The sequence below is a fragment of the Shinella curvata genome (genome assembly GCF_022899935.1).
In the GTDB taxonomy this organism is placed as follows: domain Bacteria; phylum Pseudomonadota; class Alphaproteobacteria; order Rhizobiales; family Rhizobiaceae; genus Shinella; species Shinella curvata.
On the sequence record NZ_JALJCJ010000001.1, the window covers coordinates 766,211 to 783,901 of the forward strand.

15 protein-coding genes and 1 other RNA gene are annotated in these 17,691 nt (G+C 63.4%); 1 reads left to right on the forward strand and 15 read right to left on the reverse strand.

The window, feature by feature from the left end:
• Window positions 1-88: 88 nt before the first annotated feature.
• From murB to MUU55_RS03755, 13 genes are all read right to left on the reverse strand, one after another.
• Window positions 89-1,063 (reverse strand): UDP-N-acetylmuramate dehydrogenase, encoded by a 975-nt coding sequence (gene murB, locus MUU55_RS03695; RefSeq protein WP_244759399.1) that lies wholly within the window; start codon window positions 1,061-1,063, stop codon window positions 89-91.
• On the reverse strand, window positions 1,060-2,475 hold the full coding sequence (murC, locus tag MUU55_RS03700; RefSeq protein ID WP_244759400.1) for a UDP-N-acetylmuramate--L-alanine ligase: 1,416 nt from the start codon (window positions 2,473-2,475) through the stop codon (window positions 1,060-1,062). Before murC ends, murB begins: the two co-directional genes overlap by 4 nt.
• Entirely contained in the window at window positions 2,472-3,608 is a 1,137-nt protein-coding gene (gene murG / locus MUU55_RS03705) for an undecaprenyldiphospho-muramoylpentapeptide beta-N-acetylglucosaminyltransferase (protein ID WP_244759401.1), read from the reverse strand. The genes murC and murG overlap by 4 nt, the downstream gene beginning before the upstream one ends.
• Before the next feature lie 9 nt (window positions 3,609-3,617).
• Window positions 3,618-4,772, reverse strand: coding sequence for a putative lipid II flippase FtsW (gene ftsW, locus MUU55_RS03710; RefSeq protein ID WP_244759402.1), 1,155 nt, complete (start codon window positions 4,770-4,772; stop codon window positions 3,618-3,620).
• A 69-nt stretch (window positions 4,773-4,841) separates the two neighbouring features.
• On the reverse strand, window positions 4,842-6,239 hold the full coding sequence (gene murD / locus MUU55_RS03715; protein WP_244759403.1) for a UDP-N-acetylmuramoyl-L-alanine--D-glutamate ligase: 1,398 nt from the start codon (window positions 6,237-6,239) through the stop codon (window positions 4,842-4,844).
• Between the two features lie 8 nt (window positions 6,240-6,247).
• Window positions 6,248-7,348, reverse strand: coding sequence for a phospho-N-acetylmuramoyl-pentapeptide-transferase (gene mraY, locus MUU55_RS03720; RefSeq protein WP_244759404.1), 1,101 nt, complete (start codon window positions 7,346-7,348; stop codon window positions 6,248-6,250).
• A gap of 116 nt (window positions 7,349-7,464) precedes the next feature.
• Window positions 7,465-8,898, reverse strand: a complete 1,434-nt coding sequence (locus MUU55_RS03725; protein ID WP_244759405.1) for a UDP-N-acetylmuramoylalanyl-D-glutamyl-2,6-diaminopimelate--D-alanyl-D-alanine ligase — start codon at window positions 8,896-8,898, stop codon at window positions 7,465-7,467.
• On the reverse strand, window positions 8,895-10,346 hold the full coding sequence (locus MUU55_RS03730) for a UDP-N-acetylmuramoyl-L-alanyl-D-glutamate--2,6-diaminopimelate ligase (protein ID WP_244759406.1): 1,452 nt from the start codon (window positions 10,344-10,346) through the stop codon (window positions 8,895-8,897). The genes MUU55_RS03725 and MUU55_RS03730 overlap by 4 nt, the downstream gene beginning before the upstream one ends.
• Before the next feature lie 64 nt (window positions 10,347-10,410).
• Complete coding sequence (locus MUU55_RS03735) at window positions 10,411-12,153, reverse strand: peptidoglycan D,D-transpeptidase FtsI family protein (RefSeq protein ID WP_244759407.1); 1,743 nt, start codon at window positions 12,151-12,153, stop codon at window positions 10,411-10,413.
• Window positions 12,153-12,554: a cell division protein FtsL gene (ftsL, locus tag MUU55_RS03740; RefSeq protein WP_244759408.1), complete on the reverse strand. Its 402-nt coding sequence runs from the start codon at window positions 12,552-12,554 to the stop codon at window positions 12,153-12,155. Before ftsL ends, MUU55_RS03735 begins: the two co-directional genes overlap by 1 nt.
• 3 nt (window positions 12,555-12,557) lie before the next feature.
• Window positions 12,558-13,583: a 16S rRNA (cytosine(1402)-N(4))-methyltransferase RsmH gene (gene rsmH, locus MUU55_RS03745; RefSeq protein WP_244759409.1), complete on the reverse strand. Its 1,026-nt coding sequence runs from the start codon at window positions 13,581-13,583 to the stop codon at window positions 12,558-12,560.
• A 14-nt stretch (window positions 13,584-13,597) separates the two neighbouring features.
• The gene (mraZ, locus tag MUU55_RS03750) at window positions 13,598-14,038 is read right to left on the reverse strand and encodes a division/cell wall cluster transcriptional repressor MraZ (RefSeq protein ID WP_244759410.1); all 441 of its coding nucleotides are present in this window, start codon (window positions 14,036-14,038) and stop codon (window positions 13,598-13,600) included.
• Between the two features lie 526 nt (window positions 14,039-14,564).
• The gene (locus MUU55_RS03755) at window positions 14,565-15,377 is read right to left on the reverse strand and encodes a hypothetical protein (RefSeq protein ID WP_244759411.1); all 813 of its coding nucleotides are present in this window, start codon (window positions 15,375-15,377) and stop codon (window positions 14,565-14,567) included.
• A gap of 163 nt (window positions 15,378-15,540) precedes the next feature.
• Here MUU55_RS03755 and MUU55_RS03760 point away from each other — a divergent pair, with 163 nt between their 5' ends.
• Window positions 15,541-15,927, forward strand: coding sequence for an Ig-like domain-containing protein (locus MUU55_RS03760; protein WP_244759412.1), 387 nt, complete (start codon window positions 15,541-15,543; stop codon window positions 15,925-15,927).
• A 71-nt stretch (window positions 15,928-15,998) separates the two neighbouring features.
• Here MUU55_RS03760 and rnpB read toward each other — a convergent pair.
• Both rnpB and MUU55_RS03770 read right to left on the reverse strand, forming a co-directional pair.
• An RNA gene (gene rnpB, locus MUU55_RS03765) (RNase P RNA component class A) lies at window positions 15,999-16,394 on the reverse strand.
• Between the two features lie 91 nt (window positions 16,395-16,485).
• Window positions 16,486-17,667, reverse strand: coding sequence for an NAD(P)/FAD-dependent oxidoreductase (locus MUU55_RS03770; protein WP_244759413.1), 1,182 nt, complete (start codon window positions 17,665-17,667; stop codon window positions 16,486-16,488).
• Window positions 17,668-17,691 lie beyond the last annotated feature (24 nt).

The window sequence follows — 17,691 nt, forward strand, 5'->3', positions numbered from 1 at the left end:
CACAAGTTTTGGATGGACTTGCCTGTGGGGGAGAGGGAGTACGCGGTGCTTGAGGCGGCCCGGGAACTCCCCAGCAAGGGTAGACGGATCAGGCCGTTGCGCGGCCCAGAAATTCCTTGACCTCATAGCCCGGCATGAAATTGCCGAGGCGCTTGATTTCCCATTGCAGCAGGATGCCGGATTGCTCCAGCACGCGGCTGCGCACGGTTTCGCCGAGATATTCCAGCTCGTAGCCGGTCGCCTGTCCCGTGTTGATCATGAAATTGCAGTGCATCGGCGACATCTGGGCGCCGCCGATCAGCATTCCACGGCAGCCGGCCTCGTCGATGAGCTTCCAGGCCGAATGCCCCTCGGGGTTCTTGAAGGTCGATCCGCCGGTCTTTTCGCGGATCGGCTGAACCGTCTCGCGGTGCTGGCGCACGGCGTCCATCCTGGCGCGGATCTCGTCCTTGTCGCCCGCCTGCCCGCGGAAGACGGCATGGGTGAAGATCAGGTCGCTCGGGGCCGTCGACTTGCGGTAGCTGTAGCCCATGTCCGCATTGGAGAGCACATGCTGGTTGCCCTTGCGGTCGATGGCGTGAACCTCGACGACCAGATCCTTGGTCTCGCCGCCATTCGCACCCGCATTCATGCGCAGCGCACCGCCGATCGAGCCAGGAATGCCGTAGTAGAACTCGAAGCCTGCGATATTGTGGTCGAGCGCCATGGCGGCGATGTTCTTGTCCGGGCAGATGCCGCCGGCCTTGATCGTGTTGTCGCCGACGAGTTCGACATCGCCGAAGCCCTTGGCCGAAAGACGGATGACGATACCGGGAATGCCGCCGTCGCGCACCAGGAGGTTCGAGCCCACACCGGTCACGGTCAGCGGCACCTCTTCCGGCACCAGCTTCAGAAAGGTCGCGAGGTCTTCGACGTCATGCGGATGGAACATCAGTTCGGCAAAGCCGCCAGCGCGGAACCAGGTCACGCGGTCCATCGGCGCATCCGGCGTCAGACGACCGCGCACCTCTTTGATGCCCTCGCCCAGCGACGCCAGAAGTTTTGCTCCATCAACCGTTCTCATGCCACCTCACCCGAAATGCCTGCCAATTCCCGAGGCAGAGCCTGCGCCCAATGCGTGATGCTGCCAGCCCCCAAGAGAACCACAAAGTCGCCGGGCTTTGCAATGCCGGCGACGATTTCGGCCAGTCCTTCCGGGGACGCCAGGAACCGCGCATCGCGGTGACCCGCGGACTTGATGCGGGAAACCAGCTCTTCGGCGGTCACGCCGTCAATCGGGTCTTCGCCCGCCGCATAGATCGGCGGAATCATAATCGTGTCGGCATCGTTGAAGCAGCCGGCGAATTCCTCGAAGAGGCTCGCAACGCGGCTATAGCGATGCGGCTGGTGAACGGCGATGATGCGGCCGGCGCAGGCCTCGCGGGCAGCGCGCAGCACGGCCTTGATCTCGACCGGATGGTGGCCGTAATCGTCATAGACGTTCACGCCGTTCCAGCTGCCGGTGAAGGTGAAGCGGCGCTTGACGCCACCGAAGCTCGCCAGGCCCTTGGCGATCAACTCCGGCGAGATGCCGAGGCGCTGGGCAACCGCGATGGCGGCCGTGGCGTTGGAGACGTTATGGCGGCCGGGCATCGGCAGGCGCAGATCCTTCAGCGAAATCACCTGACCGGTACGGCGGCGGCGGATTTCGACGTCGAAGACCGACGTCGCCCCGTCCATGCGGATATTGGAAAAGCGCACGTCGGCCTGCGGGTTTTCGCCGTAGGTGATGACCTTGCGGTCCTCGATCCGGCTGACCATCGATTGCACTTCCGGATGGTCGAGGCACATCACGCCAAAGCCGTAGAACGGCACGTTCTCGACGAACTGGCGGAAGGCTGCGCGCACGGCGTCAAAATTGCCGTAGTGATCGAGATGCTCGGGGTCGATATTGGTGACGATGGCGATTTCGGCGGGCAGCTTCAGGAAGGTGCCGTCCGACTCATCGGCCTCCACCACCATCCACTCGCCCTCGCCCATGCGGGCATTGGTGCCATAGGCATTGATGATGCCGCCATTGATGACCGTCGGGTCGAGGCCACCGGCTTCGAGCAGCGTCGCGACCATCGAGGTGGTCGTCGTCTTGCCATGGGTGCCGCCAACGGCGATGGCATTGCGGAAGCGCATCAGCTCGGCGAGCATTTCGGCGCGGCGCACGACGGGCAGCAGTTTTTCACGCGCCGCAACGAGTTCCGGATTGCCCTTCTTGATGGCCGTGGAAACGACGACGACTTCGGCTTCGCCAAGGTTCTCCGCCTTGTGGCCGACGAAGACCTCGATGCCCTTGTCGCGCAGACGCTGCACATTGGCGCTGTCCGCCTGGTCGGAGCCCTGAACCTTGTGGCCGAGATTGTGCAGCACTTCGGCAATACCGCTCATACCGATACCGCCAATGCCGATGAAATGAACGAGCCCTATGCTCTTCGGCATCTTCATGGTCGTTCTCCCTTGAATTGTGCGCCCTTGAATTGAGCGATGCTCTTGCCGCCCGCAATAGCCTCAACCATGGAGGCGAGCAAGCGCGCGGCATCCGGTTTGCCCGCCTTTCTGGCATTGGCGGCCATAGTGGCCATGCCCGAAGGATCGTGCATCGCCTTGGAAACGATGCTTGCGAGGCGCTCCGTCGAAAGCTCCGATTGCGCGATCACCTTCGCCCCGCCACCCGAGGCAAGTGCTGCGGCATTTGCTGCCTGGTCGTGATCGAGCGCATAGGGATAGGGCACCAGAACGGACGGGCGGCCGATGACCGAGACCTCCGAAACGGTGGACGCGCCGGAGCGGCTGATGATCAGATGCGCGTGGCCGATTCGATCCGCCATATCTGTGAAGAACGGCGAGACATCGGCGGGAATGGCAAGATCGGCGTAGGTGCGCACCACCTCGTCGCGGTCTTCCGGCCGCGCCTGCTGGGTGATTTTCAGCCGGGCACGATCGGCCGGCTCCAGGGCTGCAATCGCCGAAGGAATGGCCTTGGAGAAGAACTGCGCGCCCTGGCTGCCCCCGAACACGACGAGGCGGAATTCCCCATCCGTCGAGGCTTCGTAAGCGTGATTGGCAGCCTCGAGAACGGCCGGTCGCACCGGGTTGCCCGTCGTCACCGTCTTTTCGGAATATTGCCCACCCGTCTCCGGCAGGAAGCCGCCGGCAATTGCCTTGACGCGGGCGGCGAGCGCCTTGTTGGCGCGTCCCATCACGGCGTTCTGCTCGTGGATCATCGAAGGGATGCCCATGCCGGTGGCGGCCAGAAGCGGCGGCACGGTGGGATAGCCGCCGAAGCCGACGACGACCTTCGGCTTCAGCCGTGCCATCAGTTTGCGCGCGACGCGAATACCTTTCCACAGCGTGAACAGCGACTTGGCGACGCTGATCGGGTTCTTCGAACCGATCGTCGCGGAGGGCACGACATGGATTTCGTCCGCCGGGAATTTCCCCGCAAAACGCTCGGCGCGGCTGTCGGTGACGAGATGCACCGACCAGCCGCCGGCCTTCAGCTCATGGGCGAGTGCCTCTGCGGGAAAGAGATGGCCGCCGGTACCACCGGCGGCGAGAAGAACGATGCCTTTTGTCATTCGAAACCCTTACTCAGCCGGCGCCATGATGCCGCCGCGGAAGAGGCTGCGCTCGGAGGCGCGCTTTTCGGGGCGATGGCGGGTCAGCGCCAGGACAAAGCCGGCCGTGACGCAGATGGCGATCATCGACGAGCCGCCGTAGGAAATGAGCGGCAGGGTCATGCCCTTGGCCGGCAACAGTTCGAGGTTCACGCCGATATTGATCATCGACTGGATGCCGAGCTGCAGCACGAGGCCGGCAACGGCAAAACGTGTGAAATCGTTGCGCTCCTTGAAGGCATGGTTGAGACCGCGCATCACCACGAAGGCGAAGATCGCGACGATGACCATGCAGAAAAGAATGCCGAATTCTTCCGCTGCGACGGAGAAGATGAAGTCGGTATGGCTGTCCGGGATGATGCGCTTGACCGTGCCCTCGCCCGGCCCCTGGCCGAACCAGTTGCCGCGGATGATAGCCTCGCGCGCCGTATCCATCTGGAACGTGTCACCCTCACCGGTCATGAACTTGTCGATACGACCCGCGACGTGCGGCAGCAGCGTATAGGCGGTCAGAAGGCCGCCGACGGCCGCGCCGCCGAGCACGATGATCCACAGCCACGGCATGCCGGCCATGAAGAACATGCCGCCCCAGACGGCGGCGGTCAGGATGGTCTGGCCAAGGTCGGGCTGGGCGACGAGCAGCGCGGCAACAATGCCAAACAGGATGATGGCGAAGAGATTGCCGGGGATTTCCGGCTGGCGGGCATGTTCGGAAAACAACCAGGCGCAGATGATCACGAAAGCCGGCTTCATGAATTCCGACGGCTGGATGGAGAGGCTGCCGATCGAGATCCAGCGCCGCGAGCCCTTCACTTCGACGCCGAAGAACAATGCAAGAACCATGGCGGCAAGAGAAATGATCAGGAGGATCATCGCCGCCCGACGCACCTGGCGCGGCGACATGAAGGAGATGCCGAACATGATGGCGATGGCCGGCACGAGGAACATCGCGTGGCGCCGAACGAAGTGGAAGCTGTCGAGGCCGATGCGCTCGGCAACCGCCGGGCTTGCCGCGAAGGACAACATGAAGCCAAGCCCCATCAAAAGGATGAAGGCCGCGAGGAAGTACCGGTCTATCGTCCAGAACCAGTCCGCCAATGCACCACGTTCGGCACGACTAACCATGTCTCTTTCCCCTGTTTCAGATCAATTCCGGATCGAGCCGCCGCACGCGCCTGCCGGAATTGCACGATGTCAAACGGCGACCAGCATGGACACGCCCGGCACGCCGGAGACGTGTTTCACGAAGGCATCGCCCCGCACTTCAAAGTTCTTGTACTGGTCGAAGCTTGCGCAAGCCGGGGACAGCAGAACGGCAACGGGCCCGCCGCCATCCTTCTCCGCATCCGCCGCCGCGTCCGCCACGGCCTTCTCCAGTGTGCCCGACATTTCGTGGGCAACGGCGTCTCCGAGCGTCTCGGCAAAAGCCGGCGCGGCCTCGCCGATCAGATAGGCCTTGGCGATCTTCGGGAAGAAGCTGCCGAGGGAAGCAATGCCCCCCTCCTTCGGCACGCCGCCGGCAATCCAGTAGATACGCTCGAAGCTCGACAGGGCAGGCGCCGCCGCATCGGCATTGGTCGCCTTGGAATCGTTGACGAAGAGCGTTTCGCCCCGGCGGCCGACCGGCTGCATGCGGTGCTTCAGGCCGGGGAAGGACGCAAGGCCCGCCCGGATCTCGTTTTCGCTGACACCGACGGAGAGGCAGGCAGCAACCGCCGCCGCCGCGTTCTGGGCGTTGTGATTGCCGCGCAAGGTCTGGATCTGCGAGAGATCGGCGATCTCGCGCGTCGCGCCGCCCTGCGCCAGGATCAGACGTGCGCCCTCGGCATAAATGCCGTCGGCCAGCACATTGCGCTTGGAGATGCGCACGACTTTCGTACCCGCGCGCTCTATGCGGTCGGCAATGGCACTGCAATAGCTGTCATCCACGCCGACAACAGCCGTCGTGCTGCCGGCGACCAGCCGCTCCTTGACGTCGGCATAGTGCTGCATCGAGCCGTGACGGTCGAGATGATCGGGCGTCAGGTTGAGCAGGATGCCGGCCGAAGGGTTCAGCGTCGGCGCGAGGTCGATCTGGTAGGACGAGCACTCGACGACGTAAAAGCGGCCTGCCTTCGGCGGATCGAGCGTCAATACGGCCGTACCGATATTGCCCCCGAGCTGCGTGTCGCGGCCGCTCGCCGTCAGGATATGGGCGATGAGCGCCGTGGTCGTCGACTTGCCGTTCGTTCCGGTGATGGCGATGAACGGGCAATCCGGCGCATGCGCCCGACGCTCGCGTGCGAAGAGCTCGACGTCGCCGATGATCTCGACGCCGGCGGCATTTGCAAGTTCAGCACTCCAATGCGGCTTCGGATGGGTCAGCGGAACGCCGGGCGAGAGCACGAGCGCATCGATGGCGTTCCAGTCGAGTGCCCACAGATCGCCGGTCTTGACGCCTGCGGCCGATGCATTCTCCACGCTTGCGGCACTGTCATCCCAGGCGGTGACATCGGCGCCACCGGCAGCCAGCGCCAGCGCGGTTGCCAGACCCGAACCGCCGAGCCCGAAGAGCGCGACCGACTTTCCCTTCAATGTGGTGACGGGGATCATCGCAGGCCTTACCGCAGCTTGAGCGTTGAGAGGCCGACCAGCGCCAGGATGACGGCGATGATCCAGAAGCGGATGACGACCTGGCTTTCCGTCCAACCCTTCTTTTCAAAGTGGTGGTGGATCGGCGCCATCAGGAAGACGCGCTTGCCGGTGAGCTTGAACGAGCCGACCTGGATGATGACCGACAGCGTTTCCATGACGAACAGGCCGCCGATGATCGCCATGACGATCTCGTGCTTGGTGGCAACGGCGACGGTACCGATCAGGCCGCCCAGCGCCAGCGAACCGGTATCCCCCATGAAGATTGCGGCCGGGGGTGCGTTGAACCACAGGAAGCCGAGGCCCGCACCGATGACGGCGCCGAGCACGACGGCAAGTTCACCCGTGCCGGGCACGAAATGGATCTGCAGGTAGTTCGCGAAGACGGCGTTACCGGCGAGATAGGCGATGACGCCGAAGGAGGCGGCCGAGATCATGACTGGAACCGTGGCGAGACCGTCGAGGCCGTCCGTCAGGTTCACCGCATTGCCGGCAGCGACGATGACGAAGCCGCCGAAAAGCACGAAGAAGATGCCGAGATTGACCAGAAGGTCCTTGGCGAACGGGAAGGCGATGGACGAGCCGAAGGTCGAGCCGGCGGGACCGGTTGCGAGCGACGCGCGCATCATGAAATAGGTCGCCGCGCCGGCGATCAGGAATTCGAGGCCGAGGCGCGCCTTGCCCGAAAAGCCCTTGTCGGTCTGCTTGGTGACCTTCAGGTAATCGTCGTAGAAGCCGATGGCGCCGAAACCGAGCGTCACGAGCAGCGTGGCGACCACATAGACGTTGGAGAGATCGGCCCAGAGCAGTGCGCTTCCGACAATGCCGGCAAGAATCATCAGGCCGCCCATCGTGGGCGTGCCGGCCTTCTTGAAATGCGTCTGGGGTCCATCGGCGCGGATCGGCTGGCCCTTGCCCTGGCGGACACGCAGCGATGCGATGATCATCGGACCAAACAGGAAGACGATGATAGCGGAGGTGAACAGCGCAGCGCCGGTCCGGAAGGTAATGTAGCGAAACAGGTTGAACACCTGAATGGTGTCAGCCAGCTCGACGAGCCAAAGCAGCATTGTCACCCTTTCCCCAAAAGGTTCCCCGAAGCGTCCGCGGCGTGACGGGCCGGCGGACGGAGAAGCAAATCACATAAAGAAGAAGGTCCGGCGGACGTCTGCCCGGCCGAACCCCCTCAACTCTCGCGTTCCCCTTCGGAGAACGCCGGATATTTGTCAAGCAGGGCCGCCACGATGCGGCTGAAACCCGTGCCTTTGGACGACTTTACGACAAGCGCATCGCCGGCGCGCACGGCGTCCACCGCGTATCCGGCAAGTTCATCGGCCGTACCGCGGTATTCGCAGCTGACGCCTTCAGGCAATGCATCGCGCAGCGACGCCATATCGGGACCACCGAGCCAGACATCGGCAATGCCGGCCTCCAGAAGCGGTTCGGCAAGACCGGCATGCACGGCGGGCGAATGCTCGCCCATTTCCAGCATGTCGCCGAGCACGGCGATGCGGCGCCCGCCGGCCTGCACTTCGGCATCGCGCAGAAGCGCGATCGCCGCCCGCATGGAGGCCGGATTGGCATTGTAGCTTTCGTCGATCAGCGTGAACCAGCCGCCATCCTTGGCGAGCCGATAACGCCGGCCGCGGCCCTTTTCGGCCTGCATAGTGGCAAGCCCGCCCATCGCCTTCTCGATATCGGCACCGGCCAGATGCACCGCGCCGAGCACGGCGACGGCGTTTTCGGCAATATGCCGGCCGGGCGCGCCCATCGGCACTTCCAGCGTCTGGCCACCGATCGCGGCGCGCAGCAGGCTGCCCTCACCGTTCGGCATGAAGTCGAGCAGGCGGAATTCCGACTTGAGATCGGCGCCGAAGGAATGAATATGCGCGACGCCGGCCGCCTTCGCCGCTTTTTCGAGAAAACCGAACTGTTCGTTGTCGCGGTTGAGGATGGCGTGCCCACCCGGTACGACACCTTCGAAAATCTCGGCCTTGGCGGCGGCGATCTCCTCGAGGTCACGGAAATTGCCGAGATGCGCCGGTGCGATCGTCGTGATCATGGCGATATGCGGTCGCACCATGGCGACCAGCGGGCGGATCTCGTTGGCATGGTTCATGCCGACTTCGAAAATGCCGTAGTCGGTGGTCTCGGGCATGCGCGCCAGCGTCAGCGGCACGCCCCAATGGTTGTTGAACGAGGCGACGGAGGCATGCACGCTGCCCGACGGCGAAAGCGCCTGGCGCAGCATCTCCTTGCTCGTCGTCTTGCCGACCGAGCCGGTGACCGCAATGATGCGGGCGGCGGTGCGGTCACGCGCCGCGCAGCCAAGATCGACCAGTGCCTGCAACACGTCCTGCACCACGATCATCGGCGTGACGAGACGGCCGAGCGCCGGCAGCTTGCCTTCGCTGACGACTAGCAGCGACGCGCCATTGGCAACGGCGAAGCTTGCAAAATCATGACCATCGACGCGGTCGCCCTTGATTGCGAAAAAAGCCTCGCCGGCGCCGATGGCGCGGCTGTCGATGGAAATACCGGCGATGCCCTGCGGCAGGTTGCCGATCGGGCGGCCGTGCATGGCGGCAATGAGATCAGCGCTGGTCCAGAGCCACTTCACCGGTCGAGTTCCTCCAGGGCCTTGCGCAGTTCGGCATGGTCGGAGAACGGCAGCGTCACCGCACCCACGGTCTGCCCCTCCTCATGCCCCTTGCCGGCAACGATCAGCGTGTCGCCCGATCGCAGCATCTTGACCGCAGCACGGATCGCCTCGGCCCGGTCGCCGATCTCGGTCGCGCCGGGTGCGGCCGCCATGATCTCGGAGCGAATGACGGCAGGCACTTCCGAACGCGGATTGTCGTCCGTCACGATCACCACATCGGCAAGCCGCGTGGCGATCTCGCCCATGATCGGGCGCTTGCCCTTGTCGCGATCGCCGCCGCAGCCGAAGACCACGATGACACGGCCCGTCGTGAAGGGACGAACGGAGGTCAGCACGTTTTCCAGTGCATCCGGCTTGTGCGCATAATCGACATAGGTGAGCGCGCCGTTCTTCGCATGGCCGACAAGTTCGAGACGGCCGGGCGCGCCAATCAGTTTTTCAAGCGCCGCCATGGCCGTGGCCGCCGGCACGCCCGTCGACATGGCGAGCCCCGCAGCGACAAGCGCATTCGCCACCTGGAAATCGCCGGCGAGCGGAATATGCACTTCAAAAATATCATCGCCGACATGGATTTCAGCGGTCTGCTTGTGACGGAAATGCTCGACGCGCTTCAGCGCGAGATAATCGCCCTTACGACCAACCGTGCGCACATCGAGACCCGCCTTGTGCGCCGCGTCGATGGCCTGCCCCGACCATTCATCATCGGCATAGATGACGGCAGGCGCGCCCTTGGCGAGCAGCGTATCGAACAGCCGCATCTTGGAGGCCATGTAGTGCTCGACCGTCGGATGGTAGTCCATATGGTCGCGGCCGAGATTGGTGAAGGCGGCGGCGGCGAGCTTCACGCCGTCGAGCCGCGACTGGTCAAGGCCATGGCTGGACGCTTCCATGGCGGCGTGGGTGACGCCCGCATCGGCAAGCTCGGCCAGCAGCGCATGCAGCGATACCGGATCGGGTGTCGTCAGCGAACCGTAGTCGTTGCGGCCGGGTGCGACGACACCGGTCGTGCCGATCATCGCGGCGGCATGGCCGGCATGCGCCCAGATCTGGCGCGTAAAGGAGGCGACGGAGGTTTTCCCGGCTGTGCCGGTCACAGCCACCATGGTTTCCGGCTGGCGACCATAAAATTTCGCGGCGGCAAGCGCCAGGAACCGGCGCGGCTCGGCCACGGCAATGACCGGAACGGCGGCCTCGGCCCTGGCGCCGACGGCAACCACTACGGCCGCGGCCCCCCGTGAAACGGCGTCTGCGATGAACGCGCCGCCATCGGCCTTGGTGCCTGTCAGCGCAACGAAGAGATCGCCCGGTTTCACCTTGCGGCTGTCGCTGGTAATGCCGCTTACCGTTGCGGCGGCTGCGGCGCCCAGATTGTTGCTTTCGGGTCCGGCGAGGTCACTGATCTTCATTGTCCGCTCTATTGCTGTCTGGGGGCGCCGTTTCGCTTCCGAATCGACACCCCGTCTTCTCCGTTCAATAAGACACAAGCAAGGCAGACCCGTCCTCACCGAATTTCGGCTTTACACCGAGAAGGGCGGCAGAGCGGCGGATGATCTCGCCCACCATGGGCGCTGCATTGAGACCGGCGGTGCGGCCCCCACCTTCGCCTGTCTGCGGCGCGTCGATGAAGGTCAGGACCACATATTTCGGGTCGTCGATCGGGAAGCCCGACAGGAAAGCGTTGAAGTTCTGGGTGTTCGAGTAGCGTCCGCCGACGACCTTGTTGGCCGTGCCGGTCTTGCCGCCAACGTTGAAACCGGGAACGAGCGAACGGCGGCCGGAGCCGTCATTGGCGTTCAGCTTGAACAGGTAACGCATGCTGTCGACCGTCGCCGGATGGATGACCACCTTGGCGATTTCGTCGGCTTCCGCTTCCGTGCGCGGCAGGAAGGTCGGGTTGATCAGCTTGCCGCCGTTGATGAGTGCAGCCCCCGCTACCGCCGTCTGCAGCGGCGTCGTGGAAACACCGTGGCCGAAGGAGATGGTAATCGAGTTGATCTTCTTCCATTCGCGCGGCTGTGTCGGGACTTTCACCTCGGGCAGTTCGGTGTCCATCTTCGTCAGCAGACCCATGCGGGTCAGGAATTCTTTGTGCCCGGCAATACCCACGACGTCGGCCATCTTGGCCGTGCCGATGTTGGAGGAATACTGGAAGATTTCCGGCACGGTGAGCACGCGGTGTTTGCCGTGGAAGTCCTTGATGGTGAACCCGCCGATGCGGATGGGTGCGCGCGCGTCAAAACTGTCGGTGATTTTCACCTTGCCCGAATCGAGCGCCATGGCGGTCGTGAAGCTCTTGAAGGTCGAACCCATCTCGAACGTGCCGTTCGACATGCGGTTCATCCAGCCTTCCTTGGCGCCTTCCGCCGGATTGTTCGGATCGTAGTCGGGATAGGAGGCCATGGCGAGCACCTCGCCCGTGCGCACGTCGAGCACGACGGCACCGGCGGCGATCGCCTTGTATTTCTCCATGCCGTCCTTGACGACCTCGCGCACGATGGCCTGCACACGCAGATCGATGGACAGGCGCACCGGCTCCAGCTTGGCATCGCTCGTCATGCCGATGGCGGCAAGATCGGCAAGACCCTGGCTGTCGATGTAGCGCTCCATGCCGGCAATGCCGCGGTTGTCGATATTGACGTGACCGACGATGTGCGAGGCGGTGGCGCCGCCCGGATAGAAGCGGCGCTTTTCCGGCCGGAAGCCGACGCCGGGAATGCCGAGCGCCAGGATGCGGCTCTGCTGCTTGGGCGTCAGCTGGCGCTTCAGCCACTGGAAGCGGGATTTCGAGGTGAGCTTGCGGTAGATGCCGCGGCGGTCGAGGTCCGGCAGCACGGTCGCCAGCATCTCGACGGCCTCGTCGGCGTCGACGATCTTGTGCGGCTCGGCATAGAGCGAGACGGTGCGGATGTCGGTGGCGAGGATTTCGCCGTTGCGGTCGACGATATCGGGGCGCGAGGCCATCAGATGATCGGCCGGGCCGATGGCCGAGACGGTCTCGGGCGAGGCCATGCCATATTGTACGAGGCGGCCGCCGATGACGGCATAGGCCATGCCGAAGCAGCAGATCATCACGGCGACGCGGCTGCGGGCCTGCGAACCCGAACGCTTGCGCGTGCCCTCGAAGGCCGGGCCGCCGGCACCGGTATTGTTGTTGCCGCCGGCGCTGAAATGCGCCTTGCTCTTGACGACCATGATGCGGGAGAGAAACGACATCAGTTTGCCACCGATCCGGTTTGGATTGCGTCCGTGCCCGAGGCCTTCTTCTTCGTATCCTTTTTGCCCTCCGCCACCTTCTCGTCCTTGGCCGGCTCCAATGCCGGCAGCTCGGCCATCGGCATCGGCAATTCGTTCGGCTGCGCGAGCTGGGTCGATTCGGTGGGCACGAGCTTCAGGTCGCCCTCGAAGGTCTTGACGAGGCGATTGAGGCGGTTCGGCTGGGTGAGCAGCGCCCAGTCGGCCTTGAGAAGGTCGATCGTGTCCTCCTCCAGCTTGATCTCGGCGTCGAGCTTGCGCACCTCTTCCAGCTTGTTCTCAGCCTGGTGCTTGAGCGAGTAGGTGACGGTGGCTGCTGCGGTCATGACGGCGATCATCACGACATCAAGGGTACGGAACATCACTCAGCTTCCCATCTTCTCGATGCTGGCAAGGTTGGGCAGGTTGAAAATGGACAGATCATCCGTCCCGGCAGGGGCGCTGGTGCGCGCGCCCGCTCTCAGTTTTGCAGACCGGGCGCGCGGATTGACCGCACTCTCCTCGTCGCTGGCCGCCACCATAGGGCGCCCGACTGGTGCGAAGGTTGCGGCCTTGTCGTGAACTTCCGGCAGATGCCGCGAACCGGCGGCCTTGCCCGAACGATCCTGGAAGAATTTCTTGACGATACGATCTTCCAGCGAATGGAAGGAGACGATGACAAGCCTCCCGCCGGGCTTCAGTGCACGCTCGGCGGCAAACAGCGCCTCAGCCAGCTCGCCGAGCTCATCGTTGACGAAGACGCGCAGCGCCTGGAAGACCCGCGTCGCGGGATGGATCTTGTCCTTGGCCTTGCGCGGCGTCGTCAGCTCGATGAGGTTGGCAAGTTGGCGCGTCGTCGTGAACGGCTCCTTTTCGCGGGCTTTCTCGATGGCGCGCGCGATGCGCCCCGCCTGCTTCTCTTCACCGAGAAAACCGAAGATGCGGATAAGGTCGGAAACCTTTGCGCGGTTCACCACATCGGCGGCCGAAACGCCGGATGCGGACATGCGCATGTCGAGCGGGCCATTCTTCTGGAAGGAGAAGCCGCGCTCGGCCTCGTCGATCTGCATGGAGGAAACGCCGATATCGAGTACGACGCCGTCAAGGCCACCGGCTGGTGCGTGTTCGGCAAGCTCGGAAAACCGTGAATGGATGAGTGTCAGCCTGCCGCCAGAGGCGTTCACCAGTTCCTGCCCGCCGGCAATGGCGTTGGGATCGCGGTCGAGGCCGATGACGTCGGCACCGGCGGCGAGAATGGCCGACGTATAGCCGCCCGCCCCGAAGGTGCCGTCGAGAATGACCTCACCGGCTTTCGGCTGAAGCGCTTCGATGACCTCGGAGAGAAGAACCGGAATGTGACGGACCGGTCCGCCATCGGCATCAGTAAAACCTCCGCCAAGATCCGCCGCCATTCCGATTCTCCGTCTTACCCCGAGCCCAGACCTCGCGTCCTGAGCTCTTCCCGGGCTGCCGCCTGCGTGGCTTCGAAAGCCTGCGGTGCCCAGAGCTGAAAATGATCCGCCCGACCAACAAAGGTCACGTCCGTCGTGATACCCGTGAAATCCCGGATGAAATCCGTGACCGCCAGGCGCCCCTCTGAATCGAGCTTCATGAAGACCCCGCCCCCGTGGATCAGGAGCGACATCCGATTGGCCTTCGGCGAAAAAACGTCCTCGCTGGCGATCTGGCGCTCGAAACGATCGAGCAGATCCAGCCCACCGACGCTGATCGCCGGAAACAAGAAATCCTGGAAGCAATACAGCTCCCGGATGTCGCGTTGCGCGAGCACGGAGCGAAACGCCGAGGGAACGGAAACCCTCCCCTTGGCATCGATCCTGTTCGTCGCATTCGACAGGAACCGGTTCATGACGCGATACAGCCGTTCCCCAAGCCGGGACGCTGTGCATCCACCCCGGCAAATCCAACACCACACTGCGCGCAGGAACCAGCGCTGATGCAACGCTAACGCGTCGCACCGTCCCCAGCCGGTTAGCCTCAAAGCTTTGCGATGATCGGACGCTCATGCGTCCTCGTGCAGTGTGATTTTGGGATACCATGGGACCATATGGGCGTCAATGGGAAGTGACCTCGCCTTCCCCTTGTTGATACCGTCGGATGTCTGCTGTCATTCATGTTTGGGTTGTACGGAAAGCCTGCCTTGCTTGGTGTTTTTCACAGGTAAAAACAGTTTGTTAACCCTAGCCGCCAATGGTTAACATGAGGTTAAATTAGCCTCGAGGAACAAAACGAGAAACGATCCGCACTTGCGCGAAATCCAAAACGTTTCGACCACAACCGCGCAACGCGTCGGCGGCACGCCACAGGCAAAGACACGAATTATTTTACATTGAAATACTTCGTGTCTTTGCCTGTGGCGTGGGCTGCTCCGGTAATCAGGAGGACGGCTCCGCAACCGTCACCCGCATGATATCCCCTAGAACAAGAAACTCCTCGACGCCCGGCCTGTGGGCTGTGAAGGTCACGGCGCGGGCCGGCGTTTCACCCTTGCAAAAATTGCTGTTGCGGCGAACGAGACCACCATCCGAAAACGAGCCGATCCGGCTGATTGGCAGCCGCGTCAGTACATATTCCCAGTCCGGCGGCGGCTTGCCGCAATCACCGCGCTCTCCGTGAATGACGATGCTTTCCCCCACCATCAGGGAGACGTGGGGCCGCAGGACGATAAGCGGCGGCTTGTCCAAGGAATAGGACCAGCGCCACGGCTCCGCTCGATATAGTTCGGCCGCAGCTACACCAAGGCAGAAGAAAGCCGATGCGGCCGCAGCGCGCCTTGCATTGAAGCTACGAAAAATGCCGGCATGCGCGATGGGTGCAGCCTTACCCGCCGTTCCCTCCCCGGCCACCGGAAGATCGTCCACGACACCTGCATCCGCGCTCGCCTCCGCCTCGCGTGCACGAAGATAGAGTTCGTTCCACCGCACCGACAGTTCGGGGTCTCGGCCGACATCCAGCAGCGCGGAGAGGATCATGAAATTGCGCTGGCGCGGAATATGCTTGCCCGACCGCCAGTTTCTCAGGTTACGCACCGCCGTTTCGAAATGCGCTTCGCCGCGCCGCCCAAGCCGGCTGCAGTAGCGGCTTGCGAGTGCGGCATTGTCGTAGTCACCGGACCGGTTGCAGAGTTCATCGAACAGCAGATGCCACTTGTCGAAGTCCGACCATGCCCCACCGCTCGCATCCGCCATGCCCACCCCATCGGAATATTCAAGCTAACATCTTGGCATCGATGTATAATTTTGTGCATTTTCCGCTTTTTCGTCAATAGCCGGCTTTTTCGATTGTGAGAGACCTGTCTTGCGGGAAAGGAATGAAAGCGCAGTGATCGACCATTTCAGAAAGGCATTGACTATGCGCTCCTCCTTCAGCTTCATTCTGCTTGCGACCGCCGGGATTTTCTCCGCAACATCAGCCTATGCTGCCTGCACCGGCAGCAACGGGCGCGGATGGGGCAGTGGAAACGGTAACGGCCAGTTTGCCATGACAGCCCGGGACAAGACCTGCAGGATTAGCTTTCCCGGCTTCATAGACGACGCCAAGAAGACCCGCACCCCCGCCACTGACGTCACCGTGACCCGCAAACCTTCGAGCGGCACCGTCTCCATCGTGGCCGGCAAAGGCCTCGTCTATACGCCCAGCCAGGGCTTCAAGGGCAAGGATCGTTTCTGCACGAAGAACCGGTCTGCGAAGGTAAAGGGAAAGACGCTTTCCGGCTGCATCACCGTCACGGTGCGCTAAACCCCGCCAACAGCGCCGAAGCACGGGCGTCCTGCCGCGCTTCGGCCCACCGGTGCGATGACCGGGAGCGATTTGCCAGTTGGCCTGTAAGCCGGGTTCTGTATGGCTCCGGTTTGCACCGGAACGTGGCAGCCATTCATCTGGGACCGGACTTGCGCCCGGCCTCTTGCAACCCACCCGGATGACCGGCCCGGAAACAGGCTGAAGCGCTAGCGCGCCTCGCGTCATCCCTATTCGGTTTTGCTCCCGGTGGGGTTTACCTTGCCGTCCATGTCGCCATGGCCGCGGTGGGCTCTTACCCCACCCTTTCACCCTTACCTTCCGAGGAAGGCGGTTTGCTTTCTGTGGCACTTTCCCTGGGGTCGCCCCCGCCGGACGTTATCCGGCACCGTGTTTCCGTGGAGCCCGGACTTTCCTCCCCCTGCGGCCTTTCGGCACTTGCAGAGCGCGGCTGCCCGGCCAACTGGCAGGCGCTGACTAGCCTATGGCGACAGGAAAGACCAGAGGCCCGAAGCATTTCCGACAAAAGTGTGCAGCGGTTTTGCGTTCGGAAACGCTTTATCGAAAATGAACCGCGAAATCGGTCGCGAAGTCCGGCTCATCCATGCGGCCGCGAATCACTAGATCGGCACCGATGCGGCCGATCTCGTCCGAACTCTTCGCCGCCATGCCGTTGCCGCCGGTCAGAAGCGCAATGCGGTCGCTCTCCACGAAACCGGCATAGGGGTAGCCGTGAGTGGTGAAGGTGGTGACGCAGGGGGCCGAGACGAGCCGTAGGGGTCTGAGGTCGGGGATCGAGCGGGCGAGCAGCCGCTGGAGATGGCTGATCGCGCCGGGCGTGCCCTCCCCGCGGAACCAGTCGGCAATCGTCGGTTCATTCTCGATTTCGATATCGGTCGGGTCACCGCCGATCTTGAGATAGGCGTGACCATCCGGATAGACGATCGGCGGCAGGAAGTAGAAATGCTCGGAGGGATCGGCGCTCTCATCGATCCAGGAGGGCATGTTGCGATAGGCCTCTGCCTGTTCCGGCGTGAGCTGTGCCAGCACGACGGTGCGCGCCTTGACGACGAGGGATGGCACCTTGGGCAGCAGACCAGGTGCCCGTGAAAACCCGCCGGTCGCCACCAGCACGCGATCGCCCGTCACGGCTTCGCCGGTCTTGAGTGCCACCGATGCGCGGCCACCGTCCTCCGTCACCGAAACCGCATCGTCGAGAATGGAGAGACCTCCGGCCTTCTCGAAGCAGGCGATCTGCGCAGCAACAAGCTTGCGCGGATCGACGTAACCCGCCCCTTTCGCCTCGAACAGGCCCGCCGATGTTTCAGGCAGATCGAACCAGGGAAACTGCGCCCGCAACGCGGCGCGATCGAGCAGCGGCGCATCGAGCTCGTGGTGTCTGGCGACCGTCTCGACGGCGGTGATGTAATCGCCCCCGGCCCGACCGGTGATCAGGCAGCCCGTCTCGCCGTAGAAGGCGATGCCGCTTTCGGCTTCGAGATCCCGGTAGCGGGCGATGGACCGTTTGGCGAGCAGCGCCCAGTCCGGATCGCCATCGATGGTGCGGGTGATGCGTCCGCTGTCGTAGTGGCTGGCGAAGACGCCATCATGGCTCTTCCAGTCCGCCGGCTCTCCCCGGCCGACGAGCGCCACGGATGCACCCGTCCGGGCCAGGTGGCGCGCCGCAGCCGCCCCCATCATGCCCCTGCCCACCACGACGCAATCGAAATGCCGAACCATGCTTCACCTCACGCTGTTGCGGGC

What these genes read in the sequence shown, in the direction of transcription:
- MUU55_RS03730 (WP_244759406.1), bottom strand. Translation starts at nt 10,346, where the DNA reads ATGAAGATCAGTGACCTCGCCGGACCCGAAAGCAACAATCTGGGCGCC.
- murB (WP_244759399.1), bottom strand. Translation starts at nt 1,063, where the DNA reads ATGAGAACGGTTGATGGAGCAAAACTTCTGGCGTCGCTGGGCGAGGGC.
- ftsW (WP_244759402.1), bottom strand. Translation starts at nt 4,772, where the DNA reads ATGGTTAGTCGTGCCGAACGTGGTGCATTGGCGGACTGGTTCTGGACG.
- MUU55_RS03735 (WP_244759407.1), bottom strand. Translation starts at nt 12,153, where the DNA reads ATGTCGTTTCTCTCCCGCATCATGGTCGTCAAGAGCAAGGCGCATTTC.
- murG (WP_244759401.1), bottom strand. Translation starts at nt 3,608, where the DNA reads ATGACAAAAGGCATCGTTCTTCTCGCCGCCGGTGGTACCGGCGGCCAT.
- mraZ (WP_244759410.1), bottom strand. Translation starts at nt 14,038, where the DNA reads ATGAACCGGTTCCTGTCGAATGCGACGAACAGGATCGATGCCAAGGGG.
- mraY (WP_244759404.1), bottom strand. Translation starts at nt 7,348, where the DNA reads ATGCTGCTTTGGCTCGTCGAGCTGGCTGACACCATTCAGGTGTTCAAC.
- MUU55_RS03755 (WP_244759411.1), bottom strand. Translation starts at nt 15,377, where the DNA reads ATGGCGGATGCGAGCGGTGGGGCATGGTCGGACTTCGACAAGTGGCAT.
- MUU55_RS03760 (WP_244759412.1), top strand. Translation starts at nt 15,541, where the DNA reads ATGCGCTCCTCCTTCAGCTTCATTCTGCTTGCGACCGCCGGGATTTTC.
- murD (WP_244759403.1), bottom strand. Translation starts at nt 6,239, where the DNA reads ATGATCCCCGTCACCACATTGAAGGGAAAGTCGGTCGCGCTCTTCGGG.
- ftsL (WP_244759408.1), bottom strand. Translation starts at nt 12,554, where the DNA reads ATGTTCCGTACCCTTGATGTCGTGATGATCGCCGTCATGACCGCAGCA.
- MUU55_RS03770 (WP_244759413.1), bottom strand. Translation starts at nt 17,667, where the DNA reads ATGGTTCGGCATTTCGATTGCGTCGTGGTGGGCAGGGGCATGATGGGG.
- rsmH (WP_244759409.1), bottom strand. Translation starts at nt 13,583, where the DNA reads ATGGCGGCGGATCTTGGCGGAGGTTTTACTGATGCCGATGGCGGACCG.
- murC (WP_244759400.1), bottom strand. Translation starts at nt 2,475, where the DNA reads ATGAAGATGCCGAAGAGCATAGGGCTCGTTCATTTCATCGGCATTGGC.